Origin of the sequence: Fertoeibacter niger (assembly GCF_009380135.2) — a bacterium.
Classification (GTDB): Bacteria; Pseudomonadota; Alphaproteobacteria; order Rhodobacterales; family Rhodobacteraceae; genus Fertoeibacter; species Fertoeibacter niger.
On sequence record NZ_WHUT02000002.1, the window covers coordinates 105,386 to 130,744 of the forward strand.

Below are 25,359 nucleotides of genomic sequence, written 5' to 3' on the forward strand. Positions count from 1 at the left end.
CCGCTACCTGTCGGGCGGGGTGAAGGTCAGCCCGTAACCGGCATAAAGTGCGGCCATGCGGCCATCGGCCAGCGCCGCCGTCACCGCATCATCCACCGCGTAGGCCAGATCGCGGTGGCTGTGATGCACGGCCAGCCCCACTGTCCAAGCCCCCAGCGCAAAGCCGGGCAGCGGCGGCTGGTGAACGGCCACGCCATCCGCAGCACCAAATTGCAACTGCGCGCGCGGGCCCATGGCGGCCATCACCTCGCCCGCCGCCAGCGCCGCCATCGCGGCGGCCATGGTGGGATAGCGGCGGATGTTGGGGCCGATCTGCCCGCCGGGAAAGGCCGTCAGGTAAAAATCGGCGATTGAATCATTTTCCACCGCCACCGTGTCATAGCGGAAAAACGCGGGCACCGGGCCGCCCTCGTGCCGGGGCGCATCGCTGACCACCGCATCGGGATAGGCGGCAAGGGAATAGGCAATCGCGATTTCCTCCTTGCCATATTGGCCAGTGAACACGACCTGTTCCACCAGACAGGTGAAGGTGCTGTTGTAGGGCACGCGCAGCATCACATTCGCGACCGGGTCGCGCAGCACCGAGCCGCGCCACACATAGGTCATCAGATCGGCCTGAAGGTTCTCGCCCGCCTGCACAAAGCGGAACTCGGGCTCCACCCCCAAGGCATCGGCGATGAAACGCCCCACGCCCACATCAATGCCCATCGGCTGACCGTCCTGCACAAAGGAATAGGGCGGAAATTCCTCATAGACCGCAAAGCTGATGCTGCCGCGTTCCTCGATCTCTTCCATGGTCTGCCCGACGAATTCGCGCGGCGTGTTCTGCGGGCGCTGGCCCGGCACCACATCTTCGCAACGGGCAAGGGCGGGCGCCGCAACGGCCCCCGCCAGCAACAGGGCACACAGGCCCCCGGCCAATCCGCGCCTGCGCATCACTGGGTCGCCGACAGACCGATGGTCAGCGTGTCAGACGCCGACCTTGCCCCCTCGGGCGAGCCGTCCAGCGCCAGCGCGGCGCGGTAGGGTGCTGAATCGGCCACCGGCGCACCCGATGCGGTTTTCACCTCAACCGCAATCGCCTCCAGCTCGGCCTTCAGCGCTGCCGCATTCGCTGCGCCCGCCGCCAGTTCGTCGCGGATCGCATGCAGCCGGTCCGAATGGGCATCCAGCGCGCCATCCTCGGGCCGGGTTTCGATATAGGTGCGGATCGCCCAGGCGGCCTTTTGGCCCAGCACCTCGCCAAAGGCGGGCATCTTGGTGGTGCCATCCTGCGTATAGCCGTGGATGAAGCGTTCGGCATACCATTCGTCGCCATATTCCGCCGCCTCAAGAAAACGCAGGTCGGGGGCCAGCCCGCCCGACACCACGCCAAGCCCGTGGCAGCGCGCGCAATTCTGGTTATAGCCGCTGTCACCGATGGTCACGGCGGCCCACCAGACCTCCGGCCCCGCCGTTTCGGCGCGGTAGGGGTTTTCGATCAGCCATTCCTCGCCCAGTTCGGGCAGGCTGTCGGTGTTCACCGGCTGCGGGTTCACATCGCCATGGGCATGCACGAGGCCTGCGGCAAGCAACAGGGCAGCGGCGGCAAGCGGGGCTTTGGGGGTCATCGGCATCTCCTCATCTTCTGCAACCCTGCTAATCAGGCCCGCCGGTGGCCGGTATTAGACCTTCGTGGCAAAACCGGCCCCCTTGCCACCAAGGTCGTATTGGCCTGCGTGACCACCGCGGGCCAACGTTCCGGCGAGGGAGGACCACATATGCACCGCATGACCCGAAAGGCGCTGGCGCTGTGCGCGCTGGCCCTGCCCAGCAGCCTTTTGCCCGCCACGACCGCTCAGGCCCAGACGGCGCCGGCCCAGATCGAGGTGCCCATAACCTATCTGCGGCAAGAGGTGGAATTGCCCCCCACCCTGTCAAACCTTGATCCGGTGCCCGAGGATCTGGGCATCGTGGGGGCCGAGGTGGCCCTGGCGGACAATGCCACCACCGGCGGCTTTCTGGGGCACGATTACACGCTGGATATCGTGTCGGTCGCCCCGGGCGATGATCTGCTGGCCGCTGCCGGGGCCGCACTGGCGGCATCAGGGCTGCTGCTGGTCGAGGCCGGGGCGCCCGACCTTTTGCGCATCGCCGACCTGCCCGCCGCTGCCGACGCGCTGATCTTCAACGTAGCCGCGGGCGACCGTGCCCTGCGCGATGCCGATTGCCGGGCCAATCTGCTGCACACCCTGCCCGAAGATGCGATGCGCACCGATGCGCTGATGCAGGTGCTGCAAGCCAAACGCTTTGCCGATCTGGTGATGATCACCGGCCCGCAGCCCGGTGATGCCAGCTATGCCGAGGCTTTGCGCCGGTCGGCCACCAAATTCGGGCTGACGATCCTTGCCGAAAAGCCCTGGACCTTCGACACCGACCTGCGCCGTGCCGCCCCCGCCGAAGTGCCGCTGTTCACGCAGGATTTCCCCGACCACCACATCCTGCTGATCGCGGACGAGGCCGATGATTTCGGCCGCTATGTCGAGCACAACACCTGGCTGCCCCGCCCCATCGCGGGCTCCGAAGGGCTGGAGGGGCTGGGCTGGGCGCCCGTGGTGGAACAATGGGGCGCGGTGCAGTTGCAGAACCGTTTTGAAAAACAGGCCGGGCGCGACATGGCCAGCCGCGATTACGCCGCCTGGGCAGCCGTCCGCGCGATCGGCGAGGCGGTGACGCGCACCAACGCCGCCGATCCCGCCGCCTTGCGCGCCTACATGCTGTCGGATGCCTTTGCGCTGGATGGGTTCAAGGGCCGCCCGCTGACCTTCCGCACCTGGAACGGGCAGTTGCGCCAGCCGATCCCGGTGGTGAACGCCCGCGCGCTGGTGCAACTGGCCCCGGTCGAGGGGTTCCTGCACCAGTCCAACGAACTTGACAGTCTGGGCGTGGATGCGCCCGAAAGCACCTGCACCGCCTTCGGAGGAACGCCATGACCCGCGCCAGAAACCACGCCCGCAACCGCCTTGCCGCCCTGTTGCTGACCGCCGCCCTGCCCTTTGCCGCAGGCGCCGGATTTGCCGGGGAAATCTGGATCACCAATGAAAAGGACGACACGATTTCGGTGATCGACGCCGACACGCTGGAGGTGACGCGCACCATTCCGACGGGTGAGCGCCCGCGCGGCATCGTCTTTGCGCATGATTATTCGGTGGTCTACATCTGCGCCTCCGACAGTGACACCGTGCAGGTGATGGACCCGGCCACCGGTGCGGTGCTGCACGAACTGCCCTCGGGCGAAGACCCCGAACAATTCGCATTGGCCCCCGATGGCCGCCACCTCTACATCGCCAACGAGGATGACGCGGTGACAACCGTGGTGGATACCCAGACCCGCGCTGTGGTGGCGCAGATCAACGTGGGGATCGAGCCCGAGGGCATGGCGGTGTCGCCCGATGGCCGCGTGGCGATCACAACTTCCGAAACCACCAACATGGCCCATTGGATCGACACGGCCACGCAGAAGCTTTTCGCCAACACGCTGGTTGACAGCCGGCCCCGCCATGCCGAATTCACCGCCGATGGCGCGGAAATGTGGGTCAGCTCCGAAATCGGCGGCACGGTGACGGTGTTCAACGCCGCCGACCAGACCGAAAAGGGCAAGATAAGGTTTGCGATCACCGGGGTGAACGCCGATCTGGTGCAGCCCGTGGGGTTCAAGTTCACACCCGATGGCAAGACCGTGTTCGTGGCGCTTGGCCCGTCAAACCATGTGGCCGTGGTCAATGCCGAAACCCTGGCGGTGGAAGAGTATGTCCTCGTCGGCCGCCGGGTCTGGCACATGGCGTTTTCGCCCGACAACACCCGGCTTTTCACCACCAACGGCGTGTCGGGCGACGTGACCGTGATCGACGTGGCCAGCCGCGAGGCGCTGAAATCCATCAAGGTGGGCCGCTTTCCCTGGGGGGCCGCAATGCGCCCCACCAAGGGCTGATTTTCATAACCGGAGAGAGAGATGATGAACCGCATGACCCTGCTGGCCGCGCTGCTGGCCACCGCCCTGCCCGCCGCCGCATTCGCACAAGAGGCCGAGGAAGAGGAAAACGAGCTTGGCCTCGCTGGGCTCTTGTCCTCCAACAACCGGGAAGACATGCCGGGGCTGACGCTGTCGGCGGGCCAGCCCATCGCGGCAGGCCCGATCACCCTGAAATCCGGCAAATACTACACGCTGGAAATCACCGCCGATGGCAGTCAGGAACTGGCGCTGTCTGGCCCCGAATTCTTCCGCGCGATCTGGTTGAACGAGATCGTCATCGAAGGCATCGAGATCAGGCCCATGGCCATCGACAGCCTGGAATTCGACGAGGCGGGCGAGGCGGAAGTGTCGTTCGTCGCGGTAAAGCCGGGCAGCTATTACCTTATGATCCCCGGCACCACGGGCGACAGTCAGCGCGTGGCGATCACCATCGAATGAGCATGACGGCAGGCCTCAGCCTCCAGACCGTCAGCTATGCCTTCGGCGCGAAACAGGCGTTGCGGGATGTCAGCTTTGCCGTCGAACCCGGCACGTTCTGCGCGCTGCTGGGGCCGAACGGGGCGGGGAAATCCACCCTGTTCGGCCTTTTGACCCGGCTTTTCACCACCGGGCAGGGCAGCATCACGGTGGCGGGGCATGATCTGGCCCGCCAGCCGCGCGCGGCGCTGGCCCGCATCGGCGTGGTGTTCCAGCAGCCCACGCTGGATCTGGATCTGACGGTGCGCCGCAACCTGCTGTATTTCGCGGCCCTGCACGGCCTTGCGGGGCGCGAGGCCGAAACGCGCTCCATGGCGGCGCTCGACCGGCTGGGCATGGCCGAACGCGCGGGCGAACTGGCGCGCAACCTGAACGGTGGCCACCGGCGGCGGATGGAGATTGCCCGCGCCCTGATCCACCGTCCCGCCGTGCTGCTGCTGGATGAACCCACCGTGGGCCTTGATGCCGCCGCGCGCTTTGCCATCACCGATCATGTGCACGGGCTGGCCGCCAGCGGGCTTTCGGTGCTCTGGGCCACCCACCTGACCGACGAGGTGCGCCCCGCCGACCAGCTGGTGATCCTGCACCGGGGCCGCGTGCTGGCGAACGGCACCGCGGCCGACATCAGCGCTGGCAAACCGCTGTCCGACGTGTTCCTCGCCAAGACCGGCACCCCGGCATGACGCCGCGCCTGCTCATTTTCTGTCCATAAATATCCTCGGGGGGTCCGGGGGGCAGACAGCCCCCCGGCGCCCGCCGCGTGCGCACCGCCGGAAAGGCCGCCATGACCGCAGCCCTCATCGCCCTCCGCGCCATCCTGCACCGCGAGGCGTTGCGTTTCGTCACCCAGCGCGGCCGGTTCATCGCGGCGCTGGTGCGCCCGCTGGTCTGGCTGTTCATCTTCGCCGCGGGTTTCCGCGCCGCCCTCGGCCTGTCGATCACCCCGCCTTACCAGACCTACATCACCTATGAGGTCTATATCGTCCCCGGCCTCTGCGGCATGATCCTGCTGTTCAACGGCATGCAATCGTCGCTGTCGCTGGTCTATGACCGCGAGATGGGCTCGATGCGGCTGCTATTGACTTCGCCCTTGCCGCGCTGGTGGCTGCTGACGGCCAGGCTGATCGCGTCCACCACCGTGTCGCTGCTGCAATGCGCGGCCTTTCTGGGGGTTGCGGCGCTGTGGGGCATCACCCTGCCCTGGCAGGGCTATCTGGCGGCGATCCCCGCGCTGTTCGTGGCGGGGCTGATGCTGGGCGCGCTGGGGCTGATGCTGTCATCCTTCATCAAGCAACTGGAGAATTTCGCGGGGGTGATGAATTTCGTGATCTTTCCGATGTTCTTCCTGTCATCGGCGCTTTACCCCCTGTGGAAAATGGCCGAAGCCTCGCCCCGCCTGCGCGACCTTTGCGCCGCAAACCCGTTCACCCAGGCGGTGGAACTGATCCGCTTCGCGCTTTACGGCCAGATGAACCTGCCCGCCCTGGGCTGGACGCTGCTGGCGCTGGCCTTGTTCGGCGGGGTGGCCCTGTGGGGCTATGATCCGGCGCGGGGGATGGTGCAGCGCAAGGGCTGAAGGTTCGGCCCTGGTGCCGGCACTTCCCGCCTGGCCTGCGCCCAAACGGCTGCGGCTGCGGGGAAGGAAGGGCAGCGTTGCCCGTTCTGCTGTGCAGTTTCCGGGCCATGCGGCGCGCCATCCGCTGATCCGCCACCCGCTGCTGACGCAAAACGCGCCCTCCCGTTGCCGGGAAGGCGCGCCTTGCCATGGATCAAACCCGAGGGGGTCAGTTCGCCGCGGCAAGCTGTTTTGGCAGCTTGAAGGTCCAGACCGTGCCGCCCTGGTTCAGATAGTTCACCTTCTTGGCCACCTCGCCGCCCCACAGCGGCACTGCGCCGCCCCAGCCGGAGATCACGGTGACATATTGCTCGCCGTCCTGATCCCAGGTGACGGGCTGGCCCACGATGCCCGAGCCGGTCTGGAACGACCACAGCACCTCGCCCGTCTCGTCATCCAGCGCGATGAACTCGCCTTCGGGCGTGCCGGTGAACACAAGGCCCCCCGCCGTTGTCATCACCCCGGCCCACAGTGGGGCCTCGTTCTTGTATTCCCATTTCCATTCGCCGGTCACGGGGTCGATGGCTTTCAGCGAACCGATATGGTCCTCGTAATTCGGCTTGATGGTGAAGCCGGACCCCAGATAGGCCGCGCCCTTTTTATAGGTGATCGGCTCGTTCCAGATATCCATGCCCCATTCGTTCGAGGGCACATAGAAAAGGCCGGTTTTCTGGCTGTAGGCCATCGGCATCCAGTTCTTGCCACCAAGGAACGAGGGCGAGGAGAACACGATTTCGCCCTTGGCGCCATCGGCGGCGGCGGCCGGGTCGCCGGGGCGGTTTTCCTCGACATAGACGGGCCGCCCGTCATCGCCGATGTCCGTGGCCCAGGTGATGTCTTTGACAAAGGGGAAGGCATCGACAAACTTGCCATCCTCACGGTTCAGCACATAGAAAAAGCCGTTGCGGTCGGCGGTGGCGAAACGCTTGTTGCCGTCCTTGTCGACAAAGGACACCACCTCGTTCACGCCGTCATAATCCCAGCCTTCGCGCGGCGTGGTCTGATAGTGCCATTTGATCTCGCCGGTTTTCGGGTCCAGCCCCACGCGCGACGCGGCATAAAGATTGTCGCCCGCGTTGCCCTCTACCGGCTTGCCCGCGTTGCGCAGGTGGCTGTTCCAGGGCGCGGGGTTGCCCGCACCGAACACCAGCGTATCCGTCTCGATGTCATAGGATCCGCCCAGCCAGGTCGCCCCGCCGCCGGTCTTCCACATGTCGCCCGGCCAGGTGGCGTTCAGCACGCCGGTCATGGTCGATTCCGCGCCATTCAGCGTGCCCATGTGGCCTTCGATCATCGGGCGCGTCCAGACCGTTTCGCCGGTGTTGGCGTCACGCGCCTGCACCTCGCCCACGATGCCGAATTCGCCGCCCGAATTGCCGGTGATGACCAGACCGTTCACGATCAGGGGGGCCGCGGTATAGGAATAGCCCTCCTTGTATTCGGCGATCTTCTTGTTCCAGACCACATCGCCGGTTTTCGCGTTCAGCGCCACGATGCGGGCGTCGAGCGTGCCGAAATACACCTTGTCGCCATAGATGGCGGCCCCCCGGTTCACCACGTCGCAGCAGGGCAGGATGCCCTCGGGCAGGCGGGCGTCGTATTGCCACAACTCGCGGCCGGTCTTCACGTCGATGGCGTAAAGCCGGGAATACGACCCGGTGATATACATGATGCCATCCGAAATGATCGGCTGGCTTTCCTGCCCGCGCTGCTTTTCGCCGCCAAGGCTGAAGGCCCAGGCGGGCAGCAGGTTGCCGATGTTATCCTTGTTCAGGATGGCCAGCGGGCTGAAGCGTTGCAGATCACGGCCCATGCCGTTGGTCAGCACCTGCGTGGTCTCAGCGGCGTCATTGGCAATATCGGCCTCTGTAACCTCGGCCTGCGCCATGGATGCGGCGCAGATGGCGGCGGTTACGGCGATGATGAACCGGTTCATCAGAATCCTCCCTGTGGTTTTCTGGCTGACCGATGCCACGCCCCCTCAAACGACAGCACGATCCACCGTAATACTCCGCCGCAGCGCCGCCGGGGCGAAATTGCACCATGGTCGTAAAGCCTGCCAAAGCGCGCAAAAGTGGCCCCCTGCTTTGGTCGCATTGCGCGGCCCGGTGCCGCTGTCACCCTTGGGCGCATGTCTGAGGGGGGACCGGAGATGAGCATGCGATACACGCGGCGGGGGGTGCACGGGCTGGTGGCCGCGCTGGCGCTGGCCCTGCCGGCATGGGCAGATGTGCCGCAACTGCGCATCGCCACGCAGGTCAGCGGCACGGTGAACTGGGAACTGACCACCATGACCACCCGGGGCTTTGATACCGCCAACGGGTTCACGCTGGTGGTGCAGGATGTGGCCGGATCGCCCGCCGCGCAGGTGGCGTTTCAGGGGGGCGAGGCGGATGTGATCGTGTCCGACTGGCTGTGGGTGGCCCGGCAGCGGGCGGAAGGCCAGGATTTCGTGTTCATCCCCTATTCGCGGGCCGTGGGGGCGCTGCATGTGATGGCCGACAGCCCGGCCAGGACGATAAGCGATCTGGCAGGCGGCAAGATCGGCATTGCTGGCGGGCCGGTGGACAAAAGCTGGCTGATCCTGCAAGCCTATGCGCAGCAGGCCGAAGGCATTGATATTGCCATGCAAACCGAACAGGTGTTCGGCGCGCCGCCCTTGATCATGGAAACCGCGCTGTCGGGCCAGGTGCAGGGGGCCGTCAACTTCTGGCATTTCGGTGCCAAGATGGAGGCGGCGGGCATGCGTCCGCTGATCACCGTGGCCGATGCGGCGGTGGCGCTGGGGCTGGATCCGGCGACGCCGCTGCTGGGCTATGTGGTGCGCGGTGAACTTCTGCGCGATCAGCCTCAGCTGGTGGCGGGACTGGCAGCGGCCAGCCGGGCCACCAAGGATGTGCTGGCGGCGGACGAGGCCGCGTGGGACGCGCTGCGCCCGATGATGAATGCGCAATCAGATGCCGAATTTGCCGCGTTGAAGGCCGGGTTCCGCGCGGGCATCCCCGCCCCCGGCCCGGTGGACGAGGCTGCGGCAGGGCGGATGCTGGCCATCATGGCCTCCTTGGGTGGCGAGGAACTGGTGGGCCGCATGACCACGCTGCCCCAGGGCGTCTTCGTGCAGCCGGGCAGTTGACCGGGCGGTGACGGCGGCCCTTTCCCTGACGCTGGCGACCGCCGGCCATGGCGCGGCCCCGGTTCTGGGGCCGCTGTCGCTGGCGGTGATGCCGGGTGAGACGGTGGCGATCACCGGGCCGTCGGGCATCGGCAAGACCACATTATTGCGCATCGTGGCGGGGCTGCATCGGCGTTGGCAGGGGCAGCTGGTGCTGCCGGGCCGGGTGTCGATGGTGTTTCAGGAACCCACCCTGTTGCCCTGGCGAACAGCGGTGCAGAATCTGCGGCTGACCACGGGCTGCTCGGTGGCCGGGGCCACGGCGGCGCTGGCCGATGTGGGGCTGGCCGGTCTTGGCGCGCGCTATCCTGCCGCCCTGTCACTGGGCCAGCAGCGCCGCCTGTCGCTGGTCCGCGCCTTTGCGGCCCGGCCCGATGTGCTGCTGATGGACGAGGCCTTTGTGTCGCTGGATGCGGCGCTGGTGGACGAGATGATGGCGCTGTTCGAACGCCTGCGCGCCCGCCGCCCGCTGGCCACGCTGATGGTGACACATGCCCTGCCCGAGGCGGAACGGCTGGCCAGCCGCATCATCCGGCTGGAGGGCACCCCCGCGACAATCGCCGAAGACCGTCAGAACAGCGGCGCATATTTCCAGTTGTCGGCATCCGGCGTCACCTCATCGGGGTCATAGCCCGCGCCCTGCAAGCGCCGCGCCACCGGCAGGCCCATGGCCGCCGCCCGGTCAACCAGCCTGCGCCCCTCGGCCAGATCCTGCCGCACGCCGTGGCCGCGCAGCTGCGCAAGGCCATAGTTGAACAGGCCCACCGGATCGCCCGCCTCGGCGGCCTGCCGGTCCCATTCCGCCGCGCGGTCGGGGTCGGCGTCGGCCCCCAGCCCGTTGTTGTCCAGATGGCCCATCCAGGTCATCGCGCCGGTATAGCCATCTGCCGCGCAACGCTGGAACAGCGCCCGCGCCGCCGCGTGCTGGCCGGATTTGGTCATCATGTAGCCCGAGGCGCAGGTGGTCATGGATGTTTCGCCCCGCGCGGCATTCTCCATCATGCGGCCCATGCCCATCTCGTCGGGGTTCAGCGTGCCGCCGCCTTCGGTGTCCGGCTGGGTGGTTTCGGCAAGCGCCGGACCGGGCGCAACGACGGCAAGCAGCAGGGCAAGGGCGATGTGGCGCATGGTTTTCCCGGGGTTTGGGGGGAAAGGCTAACATGCAGGGGGCCGCAGCGCGACGCGGCTATGGTCGTAGGCGGGTGACAGGATGGCCGATGTGGCAAGCACAGCGGCGCTGCGGCACAGGCGAGGCCATTTCGGCGCAGCAGCAGCGCCGGATCGTGAACGGATGGCAATCATGCCCCGCAACACTGGCCGCAGCGGCCTGGCACCTACGTGCCGTCTGGCAACTTCAGCAAAAGCTCAGCGTGACATGGCCAAAGGGGCCGAAGTCGGCGGCAAAGCGGCTTGCGGGCGGGGCCTCGACGGGCCGGATGAAACTGCCTGACAGCACGATGTCACCCGCCGCGATGCCCTGACCATAGGCGGCCAGCCGGTGCACCAGCCACAGGATGCCCGTCACCGGATCATCCAGCACGCCTGCGCCAAGGCCGGTTTCCTCGACCACGCCGCCACGTTTCACGATGGCACCGACCCAGCGCAGGTCATGGGCACCGATCGCGTGGCGCTGCGCACCCAGTACAAGGCCCGCATTGGCGGCATTGTCGGATACCGTATCGGTGATGATCCGCGCGGCACCCGTGGCGGGGTCGGCCCGCAAAACGCGGGTGTCGAGTATCTCCAGCGCCGGGGCGACATGGGCGGTTGCCGCCACCACATCGGCCCGCGTCACATGCGCGCCTTGAAGGGGGGCACGCATGACAAAGGCAATCTCGGCCTCCACCCGTGGCTGGATAAACCGGCCACGCGGCACGGTCGCGCCATCGGCAAACAGCATGTCATCCAGCAGCACGCCGGAATCGGGCGTGGTGATGTTCAGCGCCTGCTGCATGGCGCGGCTGGTCAGGCCGATCTTCCAGCCAATCCCCCTGCGCCCCTTCAGCGCGACAAAAGCCGCCTGCACGGCATAGGCATCATCCAGCGTCATGCCCGGGTAGCGCAGGCTGAGAAGCCCGCATTGCACACCTGTGCGTTCGGCGGTGAACAGGCTGGTCGCGGCCTCGGCGATCTGGTCGGGGGTCATTCGTCCACCACCCCGTTGCGCAGGGTGCCGATGCCGTCGGCCTGCACCTCTACCACGTCACCCGGCACCAGCCAGACGGGCGGATCGAACCGCGCGCCTGCCCCGGTGGGGGTGCCGGTCACGATGATGTCGCCCGGCACCAGCGTGGTGAAGGTAGAGATATAGGCGATCTGCCGCGCCACGGGGAACAGCATGCGCCCGGTGCTATCCTGCTGGCGCAGCACGCCGTTCACCCGGGTGGTCAGCCCCACATCCATGATCTGCGCAGGGTCGGTGAAGGGCACCAGCCACGGGCCCATCGCGCCCGACCCATCCCAGTTCTTGCCCTGCGTCACGTTGAATTTCGCATGGCGCACCCAGTCGCGCAAAGTGCCTTCGTTGCACAGGGTCAGGCCCGCGATATGGGCCAGCGCCTGCGCCTCGGGGATGCGCCGCCCGCCCTTGCCGATCACCACGGCAATCTCGCCCTCGTAATCCAGTTGCGGGGTTTCGGGCGGGCGGGTCAGCGGCTGGTCGTGGCCGACAAAGGACCGCGCGAAGCGGATGAACAGCGACATGTGGGGCGGGGCCTCCTGCCCGTCCTTGTATTCGGCGTTGCGGTCGGGGAAATTCACCCCCACGCAGATGATCTTTTCCGGCGCGGGCACCGGAATGGCATAGGCCATTTCGGTGATGCAGAAATCTGGGCTGCAACGCAGGGATTCCTCGGCCAGCCTTTGCAATGCCCCCGCCGTGATCACCTCGCGCAGGGTGGGATAGGTCTGGCGGTGGCGGGCGAACAGATCGACCACGCCACCGTCACGCTCCACCCCCCAGCCCGCCTGCCCCTGCCAGGTATAGCTGACGAACCGGGTCATGGCGCCACGATGGGCTGGGCGGCAAGGGTGCTGTCGCGCAGGGCGGCGCCGTCGAACACCGACCCCTCCTCGAACCAGCTTTTCGGCGCGGGGGCGCCCCACAGGGTCTGGCGCTGCGGGTCTTTCAGGTTCCAGCGGATCGGCTCCAGATCGGGGTCAACCGTCTGGTAGTCGGAGCAGTAAACCTCGGTCCGGTGGCCGTCATGGTCGCGGATATATAGGAAAAACGCGTTGGAAATGCCATGCCGCCCCGGGCCACGCTCGATATGGCCGACATAGCCGGTGGTGGCCATCAGATCCAAAAGGTCGATGATGTTCAGGGGCGTGGGCACCCAGAAGGCCAGATGGTGCAGGCGGGGGCCGCGCCCATTGGTGAAGGCGATGTCATGCACCCCGCCCTTGCGGTGCATCCATGCGGCCCAGGTGCGGCCCGTGTCCTCATCCGCCGTGTATTCGGTGACGCGAAAGCCCATCTGCGCGTAAAACGCCACTGACGCATCGACATCGGGCGAGAACAGGTTGAAATGGTCGATGCGCAGGGGTTTGACGCCCCGATACAGCGCGTAGTGCTGGTGGATCGGCGGCAGGCGGTCCATCTGCACATCGAATTCCAGCGGCACGCCCATGGGGTCGCGCGTCGCCAGCGCCCGGCCCATGAAGGGGCGTTCCACCCAGTCCACCGACAGGCCCTGCGCCGCAAACCAGGCCGCCGCCTTGTCAAGATCGGGCTGGTCATACAGTTTGAAGCCCAGCACGCCCACCGACCCGGCCGCTGCCAGTTTCAGGATCACGCAATGGTGGCCGCGTTCCTCCATCGCGCGCAGATAGATGTGGCCCGCATCCTCATGCGTGACCTGAAGACCCAGCGTATCGACGTAAAAGCCGCGCGCGCGGGCCAGATCGGTCACGCACAGTTCCACATGGCTGAGGCGCAGGATGTTGAACGGCGGGTAAAGCGTGGCTGCGGGAATGGGCATGTGTCGGGTCTCCTCCCCGTTGATGCGGTCAGACGCCAAGCCGCTGGATTTTATGCTGACCCAGCGCGAAGGCGGTGTTCTTCTGTTCCATGTAGAATTCGAACGACCATTTGGCCCCGTCGCGCCCTATGCCGGAATTCTTGACCCCGCCGAAGGGTGTGGGCAGGTGGCGCACGTTTTCGGAATTGACCCAGATCATCCCGGCCTCCAGCCCTTGCGAGAACCGCAGCGCGCGGGTCAGGTCATTGGTCCAGACATAGCCGGTCAGGCCGTAGGGCACACCATTGGCAATGGCCAGCGCCTCATCCTCATCGGCAAAGCTCAGCGAGGTGAGGACGGGGCCAAAGATTTCCTCCTGCGCGATGCGCATCTGGGGCGTGGCATGGGTGAACAGTGTGGGGCGCACGAACCAGCCCTGATCGCCCACCCGCGTGCCCCCCGCCGCAAGGGTCGCGCCATCCTGCTGGCCGATGGCGACATAGCCCGTCACCTTGTCGAAATGCGTCTTGTGGATCAGCGGGCCGATTTCGGTGGCCGGGTCCAGCGGGTGCCCGACGCGGATGGCGTTGACCCTTTCGACAAGCCGGGTGTGGAAATCATCGGCAATCGTATTCTGCACCAGCAGGCGGCTTGATGACGTGCAGCGTTCGCCGTTCAGCGAATAGATCATGAAGATCACCGCATCCAGCGCGCGGTCCAGATCGGCATCGTCAAACACCACCACCGGGTTCTTGCCGCCCAGTTCGAAATGCACGCGTTTCAGCGTATCGGCCCCCTGTTTCATGATCATGCTGCCGGTGCGGGATTCGCCGACAAAGGCAATCGCCTTGATGTCGGGATGTTCGGTCAGCGCCTTGCCCGCGCCCTCGCCCATCCCGTTCACCAGGTTCAGCACACCGGGGGGCAGGCCCGCCTCAAGACATATCTCGGCCAGCAGGCGGGCGGTCAGCGGCGAAAACTCGGCCGGTTTGTGTACGATTGTGCAGCCTGCCGCCAGCGCCGGGGCGATTTTCCAGGTGGACAGCATGAAAGGCGTGTTCCAGGGCGTGATCACCCCCACAGGGCCGATGGGGCTGCGGCTGGTCACATTCAGATGCGTGGCGGTGGGCAGCGCCTGCCCGTCGCGCGCCTGCGGCGCCAGATCGGCGAAATAGCGGAAATTCTCGGCCCCGCGCAACGCCGCCTTTGACATGAACCGCCAGGCCTGCCCGGTATCCCAGCATTCGCACAGGGCGATTTCCTCGGCGCGTTCCTCGATCAGGTCGGCGATGCGGTGCAGGATGGCCTTGCGTTTTGCGCCCTCCAGCGCGGCCCAGGCCGGGAAGGCCGCCTTGGCGGCGCGGGCGGCGGCGTCAATGTCGGCGGCATCGCCCAGCGCCACGCGGGCGATCAGCGATTCGTCCACCGGCGAGCGAGTGTCGAATGTGGCGCCCGACAGGGCCGGGCGGCTTTCGCCGCCGATCAGGTTCAGGATGCCCCTGTCGCGGAACCGGGCCAGATGGCCGTCAAGCCGGGCCAGATGGGTGGCAAGATCGGTCATGACGGATCTCCGTTCAGGTGGTTGCGGATCGAGCTGGTTTTCGGGCTGAGCGCGGGGTCGATGTCGCGCATCTCGAACGACAACAGGAAAGATGACGATTGCAGCACCGCGGCGCAGAACGCCTGGGCGGCGGCAAAGACGTGGGCGGTGGCTGCGGCTTTGGCGGCGGGGTCACGCCCGGCGCGCAGGCGGATCGACACGTCGCAGAACGCATGCGTCGGATTGCCGTCGGCGATCACCACATGATCCGCCGCCATGGCCCTGATGCGGATGCCTGCCAGCGGGAACAGCCCGGTTTCCACCATCGCATCGCGGATCACCACGCACAGCGCCGCAATATCCAGCCGTTGCGCCAGATTGGCCGAATAGTCGATATGGACATGCGGCATCGGACCCCCTTTTAATTCATTTGTTAAGCAAGTGATCGCCCATCGTCAAGTATCCCGGCGGGGGCGGCCCTGCGTTGCGGCGGCAAGATGCGGCGCGCGCCCGGCTTTTGCTTGAGCCGCCATCGAAAAACGCCGATAGAGGCGCATGGTTGATGACACCGCCCCTGCCCCGCCGCCCGTAACCCTGCGCCGCCCCGTGTCCCTGCGCCGCACGGAACGATCGCTGCCGATTGCGCTCTTGCGCGCGCGCGAGGCAGTGATGGGCCCGGTGCGCGAAATGCTTGCGCAAAGCCCGGTGAACGAACAGAAATGGCGCGTGCTGCGCGTGCTGGACGAGGAAGGCCCGCTGCCCCTGACCTTGGTGGCCGATCATGCCTGTCTGCAAGCGCCCAGCCTGACCCGCATCATGCGCGCGATGGAGGATGACGGGCTGGTCAGCCGCGTCACCGGAACCGCAGACCGGCGCACCTTCATCGTTTGTATCACCGACCGGGGCCGCCAGGTGATCGCCGACCATGCCGCCGCCAGCAACGCGTTGTTCGCCCGGCTGGAGGCGCTCTATGGCAAGGACAAGCTGGAGACGCTGCTGGACCTGCTGGAAGACCTGCAAGCGGTAAAGCTGTGACGGTTGCGCGGGCCGCGCGTCACGCCTGACGGCGATCCGCGCTGCGTTTGCACGAATACCGTCCGCTAGACCATCGTGTGCAGCCGGTAGCCGGGCGCATAGGCCAGCCGCACGGCGGTGATGGCCCTGTCGCCCGACCAGGTGCAGCGTTCGGTGATGAACAGCGCGGTGCCGGGGGCAAGGCCCAGCACCTCTGCCTCGTGCGCCGTGGCATTGGCGGCGGAAAAGGCAATGTCGCCCGTGGTATAGGGCACATGGCCCACCAGCCATTCGTTCGCGCTGATCGCGGCGAAATCGGGGGCCGGGTCGGGCAGCAGGGCGGGGTTCAGCCAGCGCACCTCATACAGAAACGGGCGGCCATCGGCCAGATGCAGCGTGCACAGGTGCAACAGTGGCGTGGCGGGGGCCAGGCCCAGTTGGGCCGCCACCGGCACCGGGGCGGGCAGCAGCGCCTGTTCCAGCAGATGAAGGCCATAGCTTTGGCCGCGCCCCTCGACCTCGCGCCGGGTCACGGGAATGTCCAGCGTCGCGCGCCGCACCGGATGCAGCGCCACGCGGGTGCCCGCCTTGCGGCGGCGTTCCAGCACACCCGCCTCGGCCAGATCGCGCAGGGCGCGGTTCACCGTGGCCCGGGCGCAGCCGAATTCCTGCGCCAGCGCCTCTTCCGTGGGGATCGTGGCACCCGGCAGCCAGAGCCGCGCGTGGATGCGGTGCAGCACCTCGGCGCGGATCGCCTCCCAGCCCTGCGGGGCGGGGCGGGGCAATGGCTTGGCGGGCGAGGATGCCGCCACAACGGGGGCTGGCCAATCCGGCATGTTCACAACCGCCCCACCAGCCGCGCCATCACCTTGCGGTAGGCTGCGGAGATCGCCTCGCGCGCCACGTGCCGCCCCCCCGTCACCACATGCCGCCCGGCAGACCAGACATCGGCCACCATCCGGTCATCCCCCGCAAAGATCCAGGCATCCAGAATGCCGTCGCCCTGCCGCCCTTCCAGATCAACGGACCCCATGTCAAGCGCCAGCATGTCCGCCCAGTCCCCCACACGGATCGCACCCGAGGCCCGGCCCCCCGCCTGCGCCCCGCCCGCTACCGCGCCATCAAACAGCACCCGCCCGGTAGAGCGTTCCGGCGTGGCGAACATCGCCCGCCCCCTGTCGCGCAGCCGCTGCGAATATTCCAGTAGCCGCAGCTCCTCGGCCAGTGCGATGCGCACATTGCTGTCAGATCCGACGCCAAAGCGCCCGCCCGCGCCCGCCCAGCGCATGCCGTCAAAGATGCCGTCGCCCAGATTGGCCTCGGTGATCGGGCAAAGGCCCGCCACCGCCCCGGTCGCCGCAAGGGCCAGCGTTTCGGCAGGCTGCATCTGCGTGGCGTGGATCAGGCACCAGCGCGCATCCACCGCGTGGTTGGCCAGCAGCCATTCCACGGGGCGCGCGCCATAGGCCGCCTGCACCTCGGCCACTTCTGCCACCTGTTCGGCCAGATGGATGTGCAGCGGCGCATCCGGGGCCAAAGCCACCGCATCGCGCAGCCCCTCGCGGCTGACCGCGCGCAGCGAATGGGGTGCCACGCCCATGCGGGCATCAGCGGCGGTCAGATGCGCCCCTGCCGCCTGCCACAGCCGCGCAAACCCGTCAAAATCATTGCCAAACCGCGCCTGCCCCGCCGTCAGCCCGCGCCCGTCGCAGCCGCCCTGCTGATACAGCACTGGCAGCAGCGTCAGCCCGATACCCGTGTCCTGCGAGGCCGCCACGATCCGCCCCGCCAGTTCCGCAGGGTCGGCATAGGCCACCCCGCCGGGCTGGTGGTGCAGATAATGAAACTCGGCCACGGCGGCATAGCCCGCCTCCAGCATTTCCATCTGCACCTGGGCGGCAATGGCCTGCACGTCGTCGGGCGTCAGCACGTCAAGGAATCGGAACATCAGCTGCCGCCATGTCCAGAAACTGTCGGTGCCTGCACCGCGCCGTTCGGTCATGCCCGCCATGGCGCGCTGAAAGGCATGCGAATGCAGGTTCACCGGTGCGGGCAGCAAACAGCCCCGCTGCGCGCCGGACGGCGCGGCCCCCGGCGTCACGGCTGCAATCCGGCCCCCCGCAACCTTCACCTGCACATCGGATGCCCAGCCACCGGGCAGCAGCGCGGTCTTGGCCCACAGAATGTGATCGGTCATGGCAGCCTCTTGACAGGGTTTATTATGTGCAGACATAATATCCTCAACACCAGACAAAAGGCAAGCGGCACGATGATGATTCTGGGCAATGCAACGGTGGCAACGATGGTGGGGGGCTATGGCCTGATCGCCGCTGGTGCCATGGTGCTGGATGGCGCGCAGGTGCTGTGGGTGGGGCCAGAGGCCGATCTGCCGCCCCGTTTCACTGGCCACAGGCACGATCTTGGCGGCCGCCTTGTCACGCCCGCCCTGATCGACTGCCACAGCCATCTGGTGTTCGGCGGCCACCGCGCCGTGGAATTCGAGATGCGGCTGCAAGGTGCCAGTTACGAGGCTGTGGCCCGCGCCGGGGGTGGCATCCTCTCTACCGTCCGCGCCACCCGGGCGGCGACCGAGGCTGATCTGCTGGCCGCAGCCCTGCCGCGCGTCGATCAGATGCTGGCCGAGGGCGTGACGACGATCGAGATCAAATCCGGCTATGGCCTTGATATTGAAACCGAACTGCGGATGCTGCGCGTCGCCCGCCGCATTGGCGTGCTGCGCCCGGTGCATGTCCGCACGACGTTCCTTGGTGCCCATGCCATCCCGCCCGATTACGTCGGCCGCCCCGATGACTATCTGGCCGAACAGGCCATCCCCGCCCTGCATGCCGCCCATGCCGAGGGGCTGGTGGATGCGGTGGACGGGTTCTGCGAGGGCATCGCCTTTTCCCCCGCCCAGATCGCCCGGGTCTTTGCGGTGGCGCAAAGCCTTGGCCTGCCGGTGAAACTGCATGCGGAACAACTGTCAAACCTGCATGGCGCGGCGCTAGCCGCCCGGCATGGCGCGCTGTCCGCCGACCATCTGGAATATCTGGATGCCGATGGCGCTGCGGCCATGGCCGATGCTGGCACGGTGGCGGTGATCCTGCCCGGGGCCTTTTATGCCATCCGCGAAACGCGGCTGCCCCCGATCCAGCTTTTGCGCGACCATGACGTGCCGATGGCCGTCGCCACCGATTGCAACCCCGGCACATCGCCCATGACCTCGCTGTGCCTTGCGATGAACATGGCCTGCACCCTGTTCCGCCTGACACCGGAAGAGGCTTTGCTGGGAACCACCACCCATGCCGCCCGCGCTCTGGGTCTGCCGGACCGGGGCAGCATCGCCCCCGGCCAGCGCGCCGATCTGGCCATCTGGCAGGCCAGCCACCCTGCCGAACTGGCCTACCGCATCGGCCCCACCCCGCTTCATTCCCGCATATTCGGAGGCCGTCTTGACGCCTGAGATCCTCACCCCCGGCGAAACCAGCCTTGCGCAGCTGGAACGCCTTTACCGCAGCGAAGCCCCCGCCACACTTGCCGCCGCGGCCCGCCCCGGCGTCGAGGCTGCTGCGGCCCGGATCGCCCAAGCCGCCGCCGGTGACGCCGCCGTTTACGGGGTGAACACCGGCTTTGGCAAACTCGCCAGCCTGAAGATCGCGGCGAAAGACACCGCCACCCTGCAACGCAACCTGATCCTGTCGCATTGCTGCGGCGTGGGCGATCCGATGCCCCGGCCCGTCGCCCGGCTGATGATGGCGCTGAAGCTGCTGTCGCTGGGCCGTGGCGCGTCCGGCGTGCGCTGGGACATCATCGCGCTGCTGGAAGGGATGCTGGCCCGCGGCGTCACCCCCGTGATCCCCGCGCAAGGCTCGGTCGGGGCCTCGGGCGACCTTGCCCCCCTGGCCCATATGGCCGCCACGATGATCGGCGCGGGCATGGCGGAGTATGAGGGCCACAGCATGCCTTCGGCCGAGGCGCTGGCCCGCGCTGGCCTCACCCCCGTTACCCTCGGCCCGAAAGAGGGGCTTGCGCTGATCAACGGCACGCAGTTCTGCACCGCCTATGCGCTGGCCGCGTTGTTCGACGGCTGGCGCGCGGCGCAATCCGCGCTGGTCACAAGCGCGCTTTCCACCGACGCGATCATGGGCTCCACCGCACCGCTTCACCCCCAGATCCACGCCCTGCGCGGCCACAAGGGCCAGATCGAGGCCGCAGCCGCCCTGCGCGCGCTGCTTGACGGGTCGGAAATCCGCGAAAGCCATCGCGACGGTGACAGCCGCGTGCAAGACCCCTATTGCATCCGCTGCCAGCCGCAGGTGACGGGCGCCGCGATGGATGTGTTGCGCATGGCCGCCGCCACGCTGGAGGTCGAGGCGAATGCCGCCACCGACAACCCGCTGGTGCTGACCGATGGCGGCATCGTCTCGGGCGGCAATTTCCACGCCGAACCCGTGGGTTTTGCCGCCGACATGATGGCGCTGGCGATCAGTGAAATCGGAGCCATCGCGCAGCGCCGCGTGGCCCTGATGGTGGACCCGACGCTCAGCTTCGACCTGCCGCCGTTCCTGACGCCGAACCCCGGCCTCAACTCCGGCCTGATGATCGCCGAAGTGACCACGGCGGCCCTGATGAGCGAGAACAAGCACCTCGCCACCCCCACCGTCACCGACAGCACCCCCACCTCCGCCAATCAGGAGGATCACGTTTCCATGGCCGCCCATGGCGCCCGCCGCCTTGGCCGCATGGTGGCGAACCTGAACATGATCCTCGGGGTCGAGGCGATCTGCGCCGCGCAGGGCATCGACTTCCGCGCGCCACTCGCCACCTCCGCACCGCTGCAACGTGTGGTCACCCGGCTGCGGCAAGACGTGGCCACGCTGGGCGAAGACCGCTACCTCGCCCCCGACCTCGAATCCGCCGCCCGCCTGATTGCCAGCGGCGCGCTGACCGAGGCCGCAGCATCGCCCCTTCCCATTCTCAGTTTCTGAATATCCCGCGGGGGTCCGGGGGCGCGAAGCCCCCGGCTCTTCCACCTGCCAACCGAGGAACGCCATGACCCGCCACAACACCCGCGACATCTACCCCGCCACCGGCACCGACATCACCGCGAAATCCTGGCTTACCGAGGCCCCGATGCGGATGCTGATGAACAACCTGCACCCCGACGTGGCCGAAAACCCGCACGAGCTGGTGGTTTACGGCGGCATCGGCCGCGCCGCCCGCACATGGGAGGATTTCGACAAGATCGTCGCCACGCTGAAAACCCTGAACGACGACGAGACTCTGCTGGTGCAATCGGGCAAACCCGTGGGCGTGTTCCGCACCCACAAGGACGCGCCGCGCGTGCTGATCGCCAATTCCAACCTGGTGCCGCATTGGGCGACATGGGATCATTTCAACGAACTGGATAAGAAGGGCCTCGCGATGTATGGCCAGATGACCGCCGGGTCATGGATCTACATCGGCACGCAGGGCATCGTGCAGGGCACCTATGAAACCTTTGCCGAGGCCGGTCGCCAGCATTACCATGGCAACCTCAAGGGCCGCTGGATCCTGACCGGCGGTCTGGGCGGCATGGGCGGCGCACAGCCGCTGGCCGCCGTGATGGCCGGGGCCTGCTGTCTGGCGGTGGAATGCGACGAGACGCGGATCGATTTCCGCATCCGCACCCGCTATGTCGATGCCAAGGCGCACAGCCTGGACGAAGCCCTTGGCATGATTGCCGAATGGACGGCAAAGGGCGAGGCGAAATCGGTGGGCCTTCTGGGCAATGCGGCCGACATCTTCCCGCAGATTTACGCCCGCATGCAGGCCGGTGGCCCCCGCCCCGACATCGTCACCGACCAGACCTCGGCGCATGACCCGCTGAACGGCTATCTGCCGCAGGGCTGGACCGTGGAACAGGCCCGCGCCGCCCGCGAGACCGATCCGAAATCGGTCGAACGCGCCGCCCGCGCCTCGATGCGAACCCATGTGGCCGCCATGGTCGATTTCTGGAATGCGGGCGTCCCCACGCTGGACTATGGCAACAACATCCGGCAGGTCGCGCAGGATGAGGGGCTGGAAAACGCCTTCGCCTTCCCCGGTTTCGTGCCCGCCTATATCCGCCCGCTGTTCTGCAAGGGCATCGGCCCGTTCCGCTGGTGCGCGCTGTCGGGCGACCCGGAAGACATCTACAAGACCGACGCCGCGATGAAGAAACTGTTCCCCGACAACGCCCATCTGCACAACTGGCTGGACATGGCGCGCGACCGCATCGCGTTTCAGGGCCTGCCCGCCCGCATCTGCTGGATCGGGCTGGGCGACCGGCACAAGGCGGGGCTGATGTTCAACGAAATGGTCCGCTCGGGTGAACTCAAGGCGCCGGTGGTGATCGGGCGTGACCACCTCGATTCAGGCTCGGTCGCCTCGCCCAACCGCGAGACGGAAGCCATGAAGGACGGCTCCGATGCCGTGTCGGACTGGCCGCTGCTGAATGCGCTGCTCAACACCGCGTCGGGGGCCACATGGGTCAGCCTGCATCACGGCGGCGGCGTGGGCATGGGGTTCAGCCAGCATTCCGGCATGGTGATCTGCGCCGATGGCACCGATGACGCCGCCCGCCGTATCCACAATGTGCTTTGGAACGACCCGGCCACCGGCGTCATGCGCCACGCCGACGCAGGATATGACGTGGCGCTGGACTGCGCGCGCGAACATGATCTGCGCCTTCCCGGCATCTTGGGCAACTGACGCCCGACCATCGCTCCACGGCACCACAGCAAGTCTTCGCGAGTGCCGTCATTCACACTGGTAAAGATATCCAAGGGGGTGATGAGCGATAAGAAACTCTCCAGTGGAGAGTTACCGCGAAGAACGCCCGGCCACTGGCCGGGCTGGGGGGGCAGTCAGCCCCCCGGCTCTGGCACTAGGCGCGCGTCTGGCGTCGCGCCACATCCAGCCAGATGCCATCCTTCGCGCGCACCGTCAGATGTGCCACCGGCACCGGCTCGCGCACCGCCACCCGCGTGAACCGGAACCCGCGCGCCAGCAGCGCCAGCAGCAAAACCCCTTCAACCATGGCGAAACCCGCCCCGGTGCAGACGCGCGGCCCGGCAGAAAACGGGATATAGGCATCGCGCGCGCAGGCGCGGCCTTCCTCGGTCTGCCAGCGGCCCGGGTCGAACTCATCGGGGCGCGGCCACAGCCGTTCATGCCTGTGCAGGTGCCAGGGCGACAGCACCACCTGCGCGCCGGGGGCAACCTTGCGGTCGCGCATCTGCTCAGTCGCGGTGTTCTCGCGCACCATCATCGGCACGGGGGGGTAAAGCCGCAGCACCTCGCGGAACACGTCGCGGGTGTATTTCAGCCGCGACAGCGCGCTGAAATCAGGGGCATCGCCCAGGGTTGCCGCCTCTGCCGCCACGCGGTCCTGCACCTCGGGGTAAAGCGCCAGCAGATACAGCGCCCAGGCCAGCGCCGAGGCGCTGGTTTCATGCCCGGCCAGAAAGAAGATTGCCACCTGATCGACCATTTCCTCGGTGCCGAACCTTTGGCCAGTCAGCGGGTCGGGCGTCGTCATGATCTTGGTGGCCAGATCATCGGGCGCGGTGCCTGCGGCAATCTCTGCCGCCCGCGCCTCGCACAGCCGGCGGATCAGCGCGCGGATCGAGCGGGCGGTTTGCCTGGTGCGGCGGCGGTGGAAACGCGGCATCCAGCGCGGCAGGGGCAGGAAGGCGGCCAGATTCAGAATGGGCTGGCTGCGCTGGTAATCGCGGAATTCGGTAAAGACGGCCGAGGCGACCTCATGCTCGATCGGAATCGAAAACAGCGTGCGAAAGATCACATCCGCCGCGGCATGGCTCATCTCGGCCTCCACCTCCACCAGACCAAGCGGCTGGCGGCCAACGGCCGCCTGCCCCGCCGCAAGGATCGCGGGGAATGTGTCACGCAGACGGCCCCCCTCGAAGGCCGGGTCGATGATGCGGCGCTGGCGCTTCCATTCCTCGCCATTGGTCACGAAGACCGACCGGCCCAGCAGGGGCCGCAGCCCCTCGCCGATACGGCCCGACTTGGGGAAATCATCGGGCCGTTCCTGCAAGACGCGGCGCACAAGGGCCGGGTCGTTGCACAGATAGCTGCGAAAGAACGGTGTGCGGAATTCGGCCATCCAGGCCCGGTAAAGCCGCTGCGGCTGCGCCGACAATACATCCGCCCGGAACAGCCGCACATAGCGCCACAGCGACACACGGTCGGCGCGCGGCACGGGTTTGGGGGGCAGCGGATGGGGGGGCGTCATGCCGCCCTGCTTACATACCCCGAAACCGCCCGGTCAATCCGGCTTTTCGACGGGGCGCGGCCCGCATAGCGCAGGGCCAGCGGCATGGGCCCGGCGGTGATGCGGAAATAGTCATAGTCCCTTGGCCGGTCAAACGCGCAAAGATACTGAAAATGCAGCCGGAAGAACCGCCAGCGCAACGCCTTCCACCGCGCGGGCGACAGGCTTTGCGTGAACGCGGCCGAGATCACAAGCGGCCAGCGTTTGCCCGGGGGCGCACAGCCCGACACCGCCACCGGATCGCACAGTGCAAAGGCGCAGCCATCGCCGGGGGCGGTGACATCCACCCAGGTCAGTTCGTCCCGCGCGGCCAGATAATGCAGGTCGGCGCGCAGCCGGGTGGCATCGGGCAGGAACGATACCATCGGCACCACCTGCCCCAGCGTCAGCAGCGCCAGCGCCGGGCGGCGGGCAGGCAAGCCCGCGCGGATGGCATCGGCAAGCACCGACACCGCGATATGCGCGCCGGATGAATGGCCGACCACCAGCACCTCGTCATAATCGCCGTGCAGCGCCTGGGTGATCTGGGCAGTGAAGGCGGCCATCCGCGCCTCCATCTCGGGGGTGTTGGCGCCCATGGTGCGGGCGGCATAGGAATAATCATGCATCAGGTAATAGGCCATGAACCGGCCATCCTGCCTGCGGAACCAGCGCAGCATCAGCCCGGCCACCGCCAGCCCCGCCAGAACGCCAAAGGCCAGACCCGCAACTGCTGGCAGGCCCAGCCAGCCCAGCCCCAGCCCCAAAAGCCCCCCAGCCCCCCAGCCGGTCAGGCAGGCCACGGCAAGTTGCCCAACCAGCATCACGATCGGGTAAAGCGCCGCGATGATCGGCCCCTTGCGCAGCCGCATCAGCCTGAACAGCGCCCCCGACCCGATATAGGCCCAGGCGGTGCGCGCCAGTTCCAGATAGGTCTGCGCGATATTTGGCTGCATCGAGCCCCTCACGATGTCAGACCAGACCAGCACCTCGACATCGGCCTCGGTCGCCTGACCCTCCATCTCGGCAGTCACGCGCCAGCCATAGGGGCCTTTCACCTTTTTCGGCGTCAGGGCCAGATCATAGCCGGATACCGCCGCCTGTGCCGCCGCCTCCTTGCGGTAAAGCTCGCGGTAGCGGCGGGGGTGGAACGGATCATAGCCGGGAATGTAGAACACCCGCCGCCGGAACGGACGGCCACCGCCACCCATCGCTGCCGCAGCGGGATGTGGAGCGGGCGGTGCGTCGTCGGTCTGCGGCATGGCGTTCATCCT

General features: G+C 67.1%; 24 protein-coding genes. 11 read left to right on the top strand and 13 right to left on the bottom strand.

The features are described from left to right. Window positions 1–3 precede the first annotated feature (3 nt). Together GEU84_RS03945 and pedF are read right to left on the bottom strand one after the other, a co-directional pair. On the bottom strand, window positions 4–936 hold the full coding sequence (locus GEU84_RS03945) for a substrate-binding periplasmic protein (protein WP_152824400.1): 933 nt from the start codon (window positions 934–936) through the stop codon (window positions 4–6). After that, the gene (gene pedF, locus GEU84_RS03950; RefSeq protein WP_152824399.1) at window positions 936–1,610 is read right to left on the bottom strand and encodes a cytochrome c-550 PedF; all 675 of its coding nucleotides are present in this window, start codon (window positions 1,608–1,610) and stop codon (window positions 936–938) included. Before pedF ends, GEU84_RS03945 begins: the two co-directional genes overlap by 1 nt. A gap of 159 nt (window positions 1,611–1,769) precedes the next feature. Between pedF and GEU84_RS03955 the strand changes: the two genes are divergently transcribed. The 5 genes from GEU84_RS03955 (at window position 1,770) to GEU84_RS03975 (ending at window position 6,065) form a co-directional block, all read left to right on the top strand. Continuing rightward, complete coding sequence (locus GEU84_RS03955; RefSeq protein ID WP_420899270.1) at window positions 1,770–2,972, top strand: ABC transporter substrate-binding protein; 1,203 nt, start codon at window positions 1,770–1,772, stop codon at window positions 2,970–2,972. Next, window positions 2,969–3,970 carry a YVTN family beta-propeller repeat protein gene (locus GEU84_RS03960; RefSeq protein WP_152824397.1) on the top strand — a complete coding sequence of 334 codons (1,002 nt, stop codon included), beginning with the start codon at window positions 2,969–2,971 and terminating at the stop codon, window positions 3,968–3,970. Before GEU84_RS03955 ends, GEU84_RS03960 begins: the two co-directional genes overlap by 4 nt. A gap of 24 nt (window positions 3,971–3,994) precedes the next feature. Then, window positions 3,995–4,450: a cupredoxin domain-containing protein gene (locus GEU84_RS03965; RefSeq protein WP_152824525.1), complete on the top strand. Its 456-nt coding sequence runs from the start codon at window positions 3,995–3,997 to the stop codon at window positions 4,448–4,450. Between the two features lie 2 nt (window positions 4,451–4,452). After that, window positions 4,453–5,172 (top strand): ABC transporter ATP-binding protein, encoded by a 720-nt coding sequence (locus GEU84_RS03970; RefSeq protein WP_152824524.1) that lies wholly within the window; start codon window positions 4,453–4,455, stop codon window positions 5,170–5,172. A 101-nt stretch (window positions 5,173–5,273) separates the two neighbouring features. Then, the gene (locus GEU84_RS03975) at window positions 5,274–6,065 is read left to right on the top strand and encodes an ABC transporter permease (RefSeq protein ID WP_152824396.1); all 792 of its coding nucleotides are present in this window, start codon (window positions 5,274–5,276) and stop codon (window positions 6,063–6,065) included. A 208-nt stretch (window positions 6,066–6,273) separates the two neighbouring features. Here GEU84_RS03975 and GEU84_RS03980 read toward each other — a convergent pair whose 3' ends face one another. After that, a complete protein-coding gene (locus GEU84_RS03980; protein WP_152824395.1) occupies window positions 6,274–8,040 on the bottom strand; it encodes a PQQ-dependent methanol/ethanol family dehydrogenase in 1,767 nt (588 codons plus the stop codon). A gap of 222 nt (window positions 8,041–8,262) precedes the next feature. On the opposite strand from GEU84_RS03980, the gene GEU84_RS03985 reads away from it, so the two are divergent. After that, a complete protein-coding gene (locus tag GEU84_RS03985) occupies window positions 8,263–9,237 on the top strand; it encodes an ABC transporter substrate-binding protein (protein ID WP_152824523.1) in 975 nt (324 codons plus the stop codon). Window positions 9,238–9,244: 7 nt separating this feature from the next. Further along, a complete protein-coding gene (locus GEU84_RS03990) occupies window positions 9,245–9,907 on the top strand; it encodes an ABC transporter ATP-binding protein (protein WP_338144753.1) in 663 nt (220 codons plus the stop codon). Here the strand turns inward: GEU84_RS03990 and GEU84_RS03995 are convergent. From GEU84_RS03995 to GEU84_RS04020, 6 genes are all read right to left on the bottom strand, one after another. Continuing rightward, window positions 9,847–10,404 carry a tetratricopeptide repeat protein gene (locus tag GEU84_RS03995; RefSeq protein WP_152824394.1) on the bottom strand — a complete coding sequence of 186 codons (558 nt, stop codon included), beginning with the start codon at window positions 10,402–10,404 and terminating at the stop codon, window positions 9,847–9,849. The genes GEU84_RS03990 and GEU84_RS03995 overlap by 61 nt on opposite strands. A 226-nt stretch (window positions 10,405–10,630) precedes the next feature. Further along, the gene (hpaH, locus tag GEU84_RS04000) at window positions 10,631–11,422 is read right to left on the bottom strand and encodes a 2-oxo-hept-4-ene-1,7-dioate hydratase (protein ID WP_152824393.1); all 792 of its coding nucleotides are present in this window, start codon (window positions 11,420–11,422) and stop codon (window positions 10,631–10,633) included. Next, complete coding sequence (locus GEU84_RS04005) at window positions 11,419–12,279, bottom strand: fumarylacetoacetate hydrolase family protein (protein ID WP_152824392.1); 861 nt, start codon at window positions 12,277–12,279, stop codon at window positions 11,419–11,421. The genes hpaH and GEU84_RS04005 overlap by 4 nt, the downstream gene beginning before the upstream one ends. Further along, on the bottom strand, window positions 12,276–13,256 hold the full coding sequence (gene hpaD / locus GEU84_RS04010) for a 3,4-dihydroxyphenylacetate 2,3-dioxygenase (protein WP_152824391.1): 981 nt from the start codon (window positions 13,254–13,256) through the stop codon (window positions 12,276–12,278). The genes GEU84_RS04005 and hpaD overlap by 4 nt, the downstream gene beginning before the upstream one ends. 28 nt (window positions 13,257–13,284) lie before the next feature. Continuing rightward, the gene (gene hpaE, locus GEU84_RS04015; RefSeq protein WP_152824390.1) at window positions 13,285–14,796 is read right to left on the bottom strand and encodes a 5-carboxymethyl-2-hydroxymuconate semialdehyde dehydrogenase; all 1,512 of its coding nucleotides are present in this window, start codon (window positions 14,794–14,796) and stop codon (window positions 13,285–13,287) included. Further along, on the bottom strand, window positions 14,793–15,185 hold the full coding sequence (locus tag GEU84_RS04020; RefSeq protein ID WP_152824389.1) for a 5-carboxymethyl-2-hydroxymuconate isomerase: 393 nt from the start codon (window positions 15,183–15,185) through the stop codon (window positions 14,793–14,795). Before GEU84_RS04020 ends, hpaE begins: the two co-directional genes overlap by 4 nt. Window positions 15,186–15,330: 145 nt before the next feature. On the opposite strand from GEU84_RS04020, the gene hpaR reads away from it, so the two are divergent. Beyond that, entirely contained in the window at window positions 15,331–15,810 is a 480-nt protein-coding gene (gene hpaR / locus GEU84_RS04025; RefSeq protein WP_152824388.1) for a homoprotocatechuate degradation operon regulator HpaR, read from the top strand. A 65-nt stretch (window positions 15,811–15,875) separates the two neighbouring features. Here the strand turns inward: hpaR and GEU84_RS04030 are convergent, their stop codons facing one another. Both GEU84_RS04030 and GEU84_RS04035 read right to left on the bottom strand, forming a co-directional pair. Continuing rightward, on the bottom strand, window positions 15,876–16,625 hold the full coding sequence (locus tag GEU84_RS04030) for a GntR family transcriptional regulator (RefSeq protein ID WP_152824387.1): 750 nt from the start codon (window positions 16,623–16,625) through the stop codon (window positions 15,876–15,878). A gap of 2 nt (window positions 16,626–16,627) precedes the next feature. Continuing rightward, window positions 16,628–17,986 (bottom strand): formimidoylglutamate deiminase, encoded by a 1,359-nt coding sequence (locus GEU84_RS04035; protein WP_152824386.1) that lies wholly within the window; start codon window positions 17,984–17,986, stop codon window positions 16,628–16,630. A 72-nt stretch (window positions 17,987–18,058) separates the two neighbouring features. Between GEU84_RS04035 and hutI the strand changes: the two genes are divergently transcribed. The 3 genes from hutI (at window position 18,059) to hutU (ending at window position 22,521) form a co-directional block, all read left to right on the top strand. Next, on the top strand, window positions 18,059–19,252 hold the full coding sequence (gene hutI / locus GEU84_RS04040; RefSeq protein WP_152824385.1) for an imidazolonepropionase: 1,194 nt from the start codon (window positions 18,059–18,061) through the stop codon (window positions 19,250–19,252). Further along, window positions 19,242–20,777, top strand: a complete 1,536-nt coding sequence (gene hutH, locus GEU84_RS04045; RefSeq protein WP_152824384.1) for a histidine ammonia-lyase — start codon at window positions 19,242–19,244, stop codon at window positions 20,775–20,777. Before hutI ends, hutH begins: the two co-directional genes overlap by 11 nt. Window positions 20,778–20,841: 64 nt before the next feature. After that, complete coding sequence (hutU, locus tag GEU84_RS04050; RefSeq protein WP_152824383.1) at window positions 20,842–22,521, top strand: urocanate hydratase; 1,680 nt, start codon at window positions 20,842–20,844, stop codon at window positions 22,519–22,521. A 175-nt stretch (window positions 22,522–22,696) separates the two neighbouring features. Here hutU and GEU84_RS04055 read toward each other — a convergent pair whose 3' ends face one another. After that, complete coding sequence (locus tag GEU84_RS04055) at window positions 22,697–24,067, bottom strand: cytochrome P450 (RefSeq protein ID WP_152824382.1); 1,371 nt, start codon at window positions 24,065–24,067, stop codon at window positions 22,697–22,699. Further along, entirely contained in the window at window positions 24,064–25,296 is a 1,233-nt protein-coding gene (locus tag GEU84_RS04060) for a hypothetical protein (protein WP_152824521.1), read from the bottom strand. The genes GEU84_RS04055 and GEU84_RS04060 overlap by 4 nt, the downstream gene beginning before the upstream one ends. Window positions 25,297–25,359 lie beyond the last annotated feature (63 nt).

Bases quoted from the DNA above. Each gene is read 5' to 3' on its own strand.
- GEU84_RS03945 (WP_152824400.1), bottom strand. From the start codon at position 936: ATGCGCAGGCGCGGATTGGCCGGGGGCCTGTGTGCCCTGTTGCTGGCG.
- pedF (WP_152824399.1), bottom strand. From the start codon at position 1,610: ATGACCCCCAAAGCCCCGCTTGCCGCCGCTGCCCTGTTGCTTGCCGCA.
- GEU84_RS03955 (WP_420899270.1), top strand. From the start codon at position 1,770: ATGACCCGAAAGGCGCTGGCGCTGTGCGCGCTGGCCCTGCCCAGCAGC.
- GEU84_RS03960 (WP_152824397.1), top strand. From the start codon at position 2,969: ATGACCCGCGCCAGAAACCACGCCCGCAACCGCCTTGCCGCCCTGTTG.
- GEU84_RS03965 (WP_152824525.1), top strand. From the start codon at position 3,995: ATGAACCGCATGACCCTGCTGGCCGCGCTGCTGGCCACCGCCCTGCCC.
- GEU84_RS03970 (WP_152824524.1), top strand. From the start codon at position 4,453: ATGACGGCAGGCCTCAGCCTCCAGACCGTCAGCTATGCCTTCGGCGCG.
- GEU84_RS03975 (WP_152824396.1), top strand. From the start codon at position 5,274: ATGACCGCAGCCCTCATCGCCCTCCGCGCCATCCTGCACCGCGAGGCG.
- GEU84_RS03980 (WP_152824395.1), bottom strand. From the start codon at position 8,040: ATGAACCGGTTCATCATCGCCGTAACCGCCGCCATCTGCGCCGCATCC.
- GEU84_RS03985 (WP_152824523.1), top strand. From the start codon at position 8,263: ATGCGATACACGCGGCGGGGGGTGCACGGGCTGGTGGCCGCGCTGGCG.
- GEU84_RS03995 (WP_152824394.1), bottom strand. From the start codon at position 10,404: ATGCGCCACATCGCCCTTGCCCTGCTGCTTGCCGTCGTTGCGCCCGGT.
- hpaH (WP_152824393.1), bottom strand. From the start codon at position 11,422: ATGACCCCCGACCAGATCGCCGAGGCCGCGACCAGCCTGTTCACCGCC.
- GEU84_RS04005 (WP_152824392.1), bottom strand. From the start codon at position 12,279: ATGACCCGGTTCGTCAGCTATACCTGGCAGGGGCAGGCGGGCTGGGGG.
- hpaD (WP_152824391.1), bottom strand. From the start codon at position 13,256: ATGCCCATTCCCGCAGCCACGCTTTACCCGCCGTTCAACATCCTGCGC.
- hpaE (WP_152824390.1), bottom strand. From the start codon at position 14,796: ATGACCGATCTTGCCACCCATCTGGCCCGGCTTGACGGCCATCTGGCC.
- GEU84_RS04020 (WP_152824389.1), bottom strand. From the start codon at position 15,185: ATGCCGCATGTCCATATCGACTATTCGGCCAATCTGGCGCAACGGCTG.
- hpaR (WP_152824388.1), top strand. From the start codon at position 15,331: ATGGTTGATGACACCGCCCCTGCCCCGCCGCCCGTAACCCTGCGCCGC.
- GEU84_RS04030 (WP_152824387.1), bottom strand. From the start codon at position 16,625: ATGCCGGATTGGCCAGCCCCCGTTGTGGCGGCATCCTCGCCCGCCAAG.
- GEU84_RS04035 (WP_152824386.1), bottom strand. From the start codon at position 17,986: ATGACCGATCACATTCTGTGGGCCAAGACCGCGCTGCTGCCCGGTGGC.
- hutI (WP_152824385.1), top strand. From the start codon at position 18,059: ATGATGATTCTGGGCAATGCAACGGTGGCAACGATGGTGGGGGGCTAT.
- hutU (WP_152824383.1), top strand. From the start codon at position 20,842: ATGACCCGCCACAACACCCGCGACATCTACCCCGCCACCGGCACCGAC.
- GEU84_RS04055 (WP_152824382.1), bottom strand. From the start codon at position 24,067: ATGACGCCCCCCCATCCGCTGCCCCCCAAACCCGTGCCGCGCGCCGAC.
- GEU84_RS04060 (WP_152824521.1), bottom strand. From the start codon at position 25,296: ATGGGTGGCGGTGGCCGTCCGTTCCGGCGGCGGGTGTTCTACATTCCC.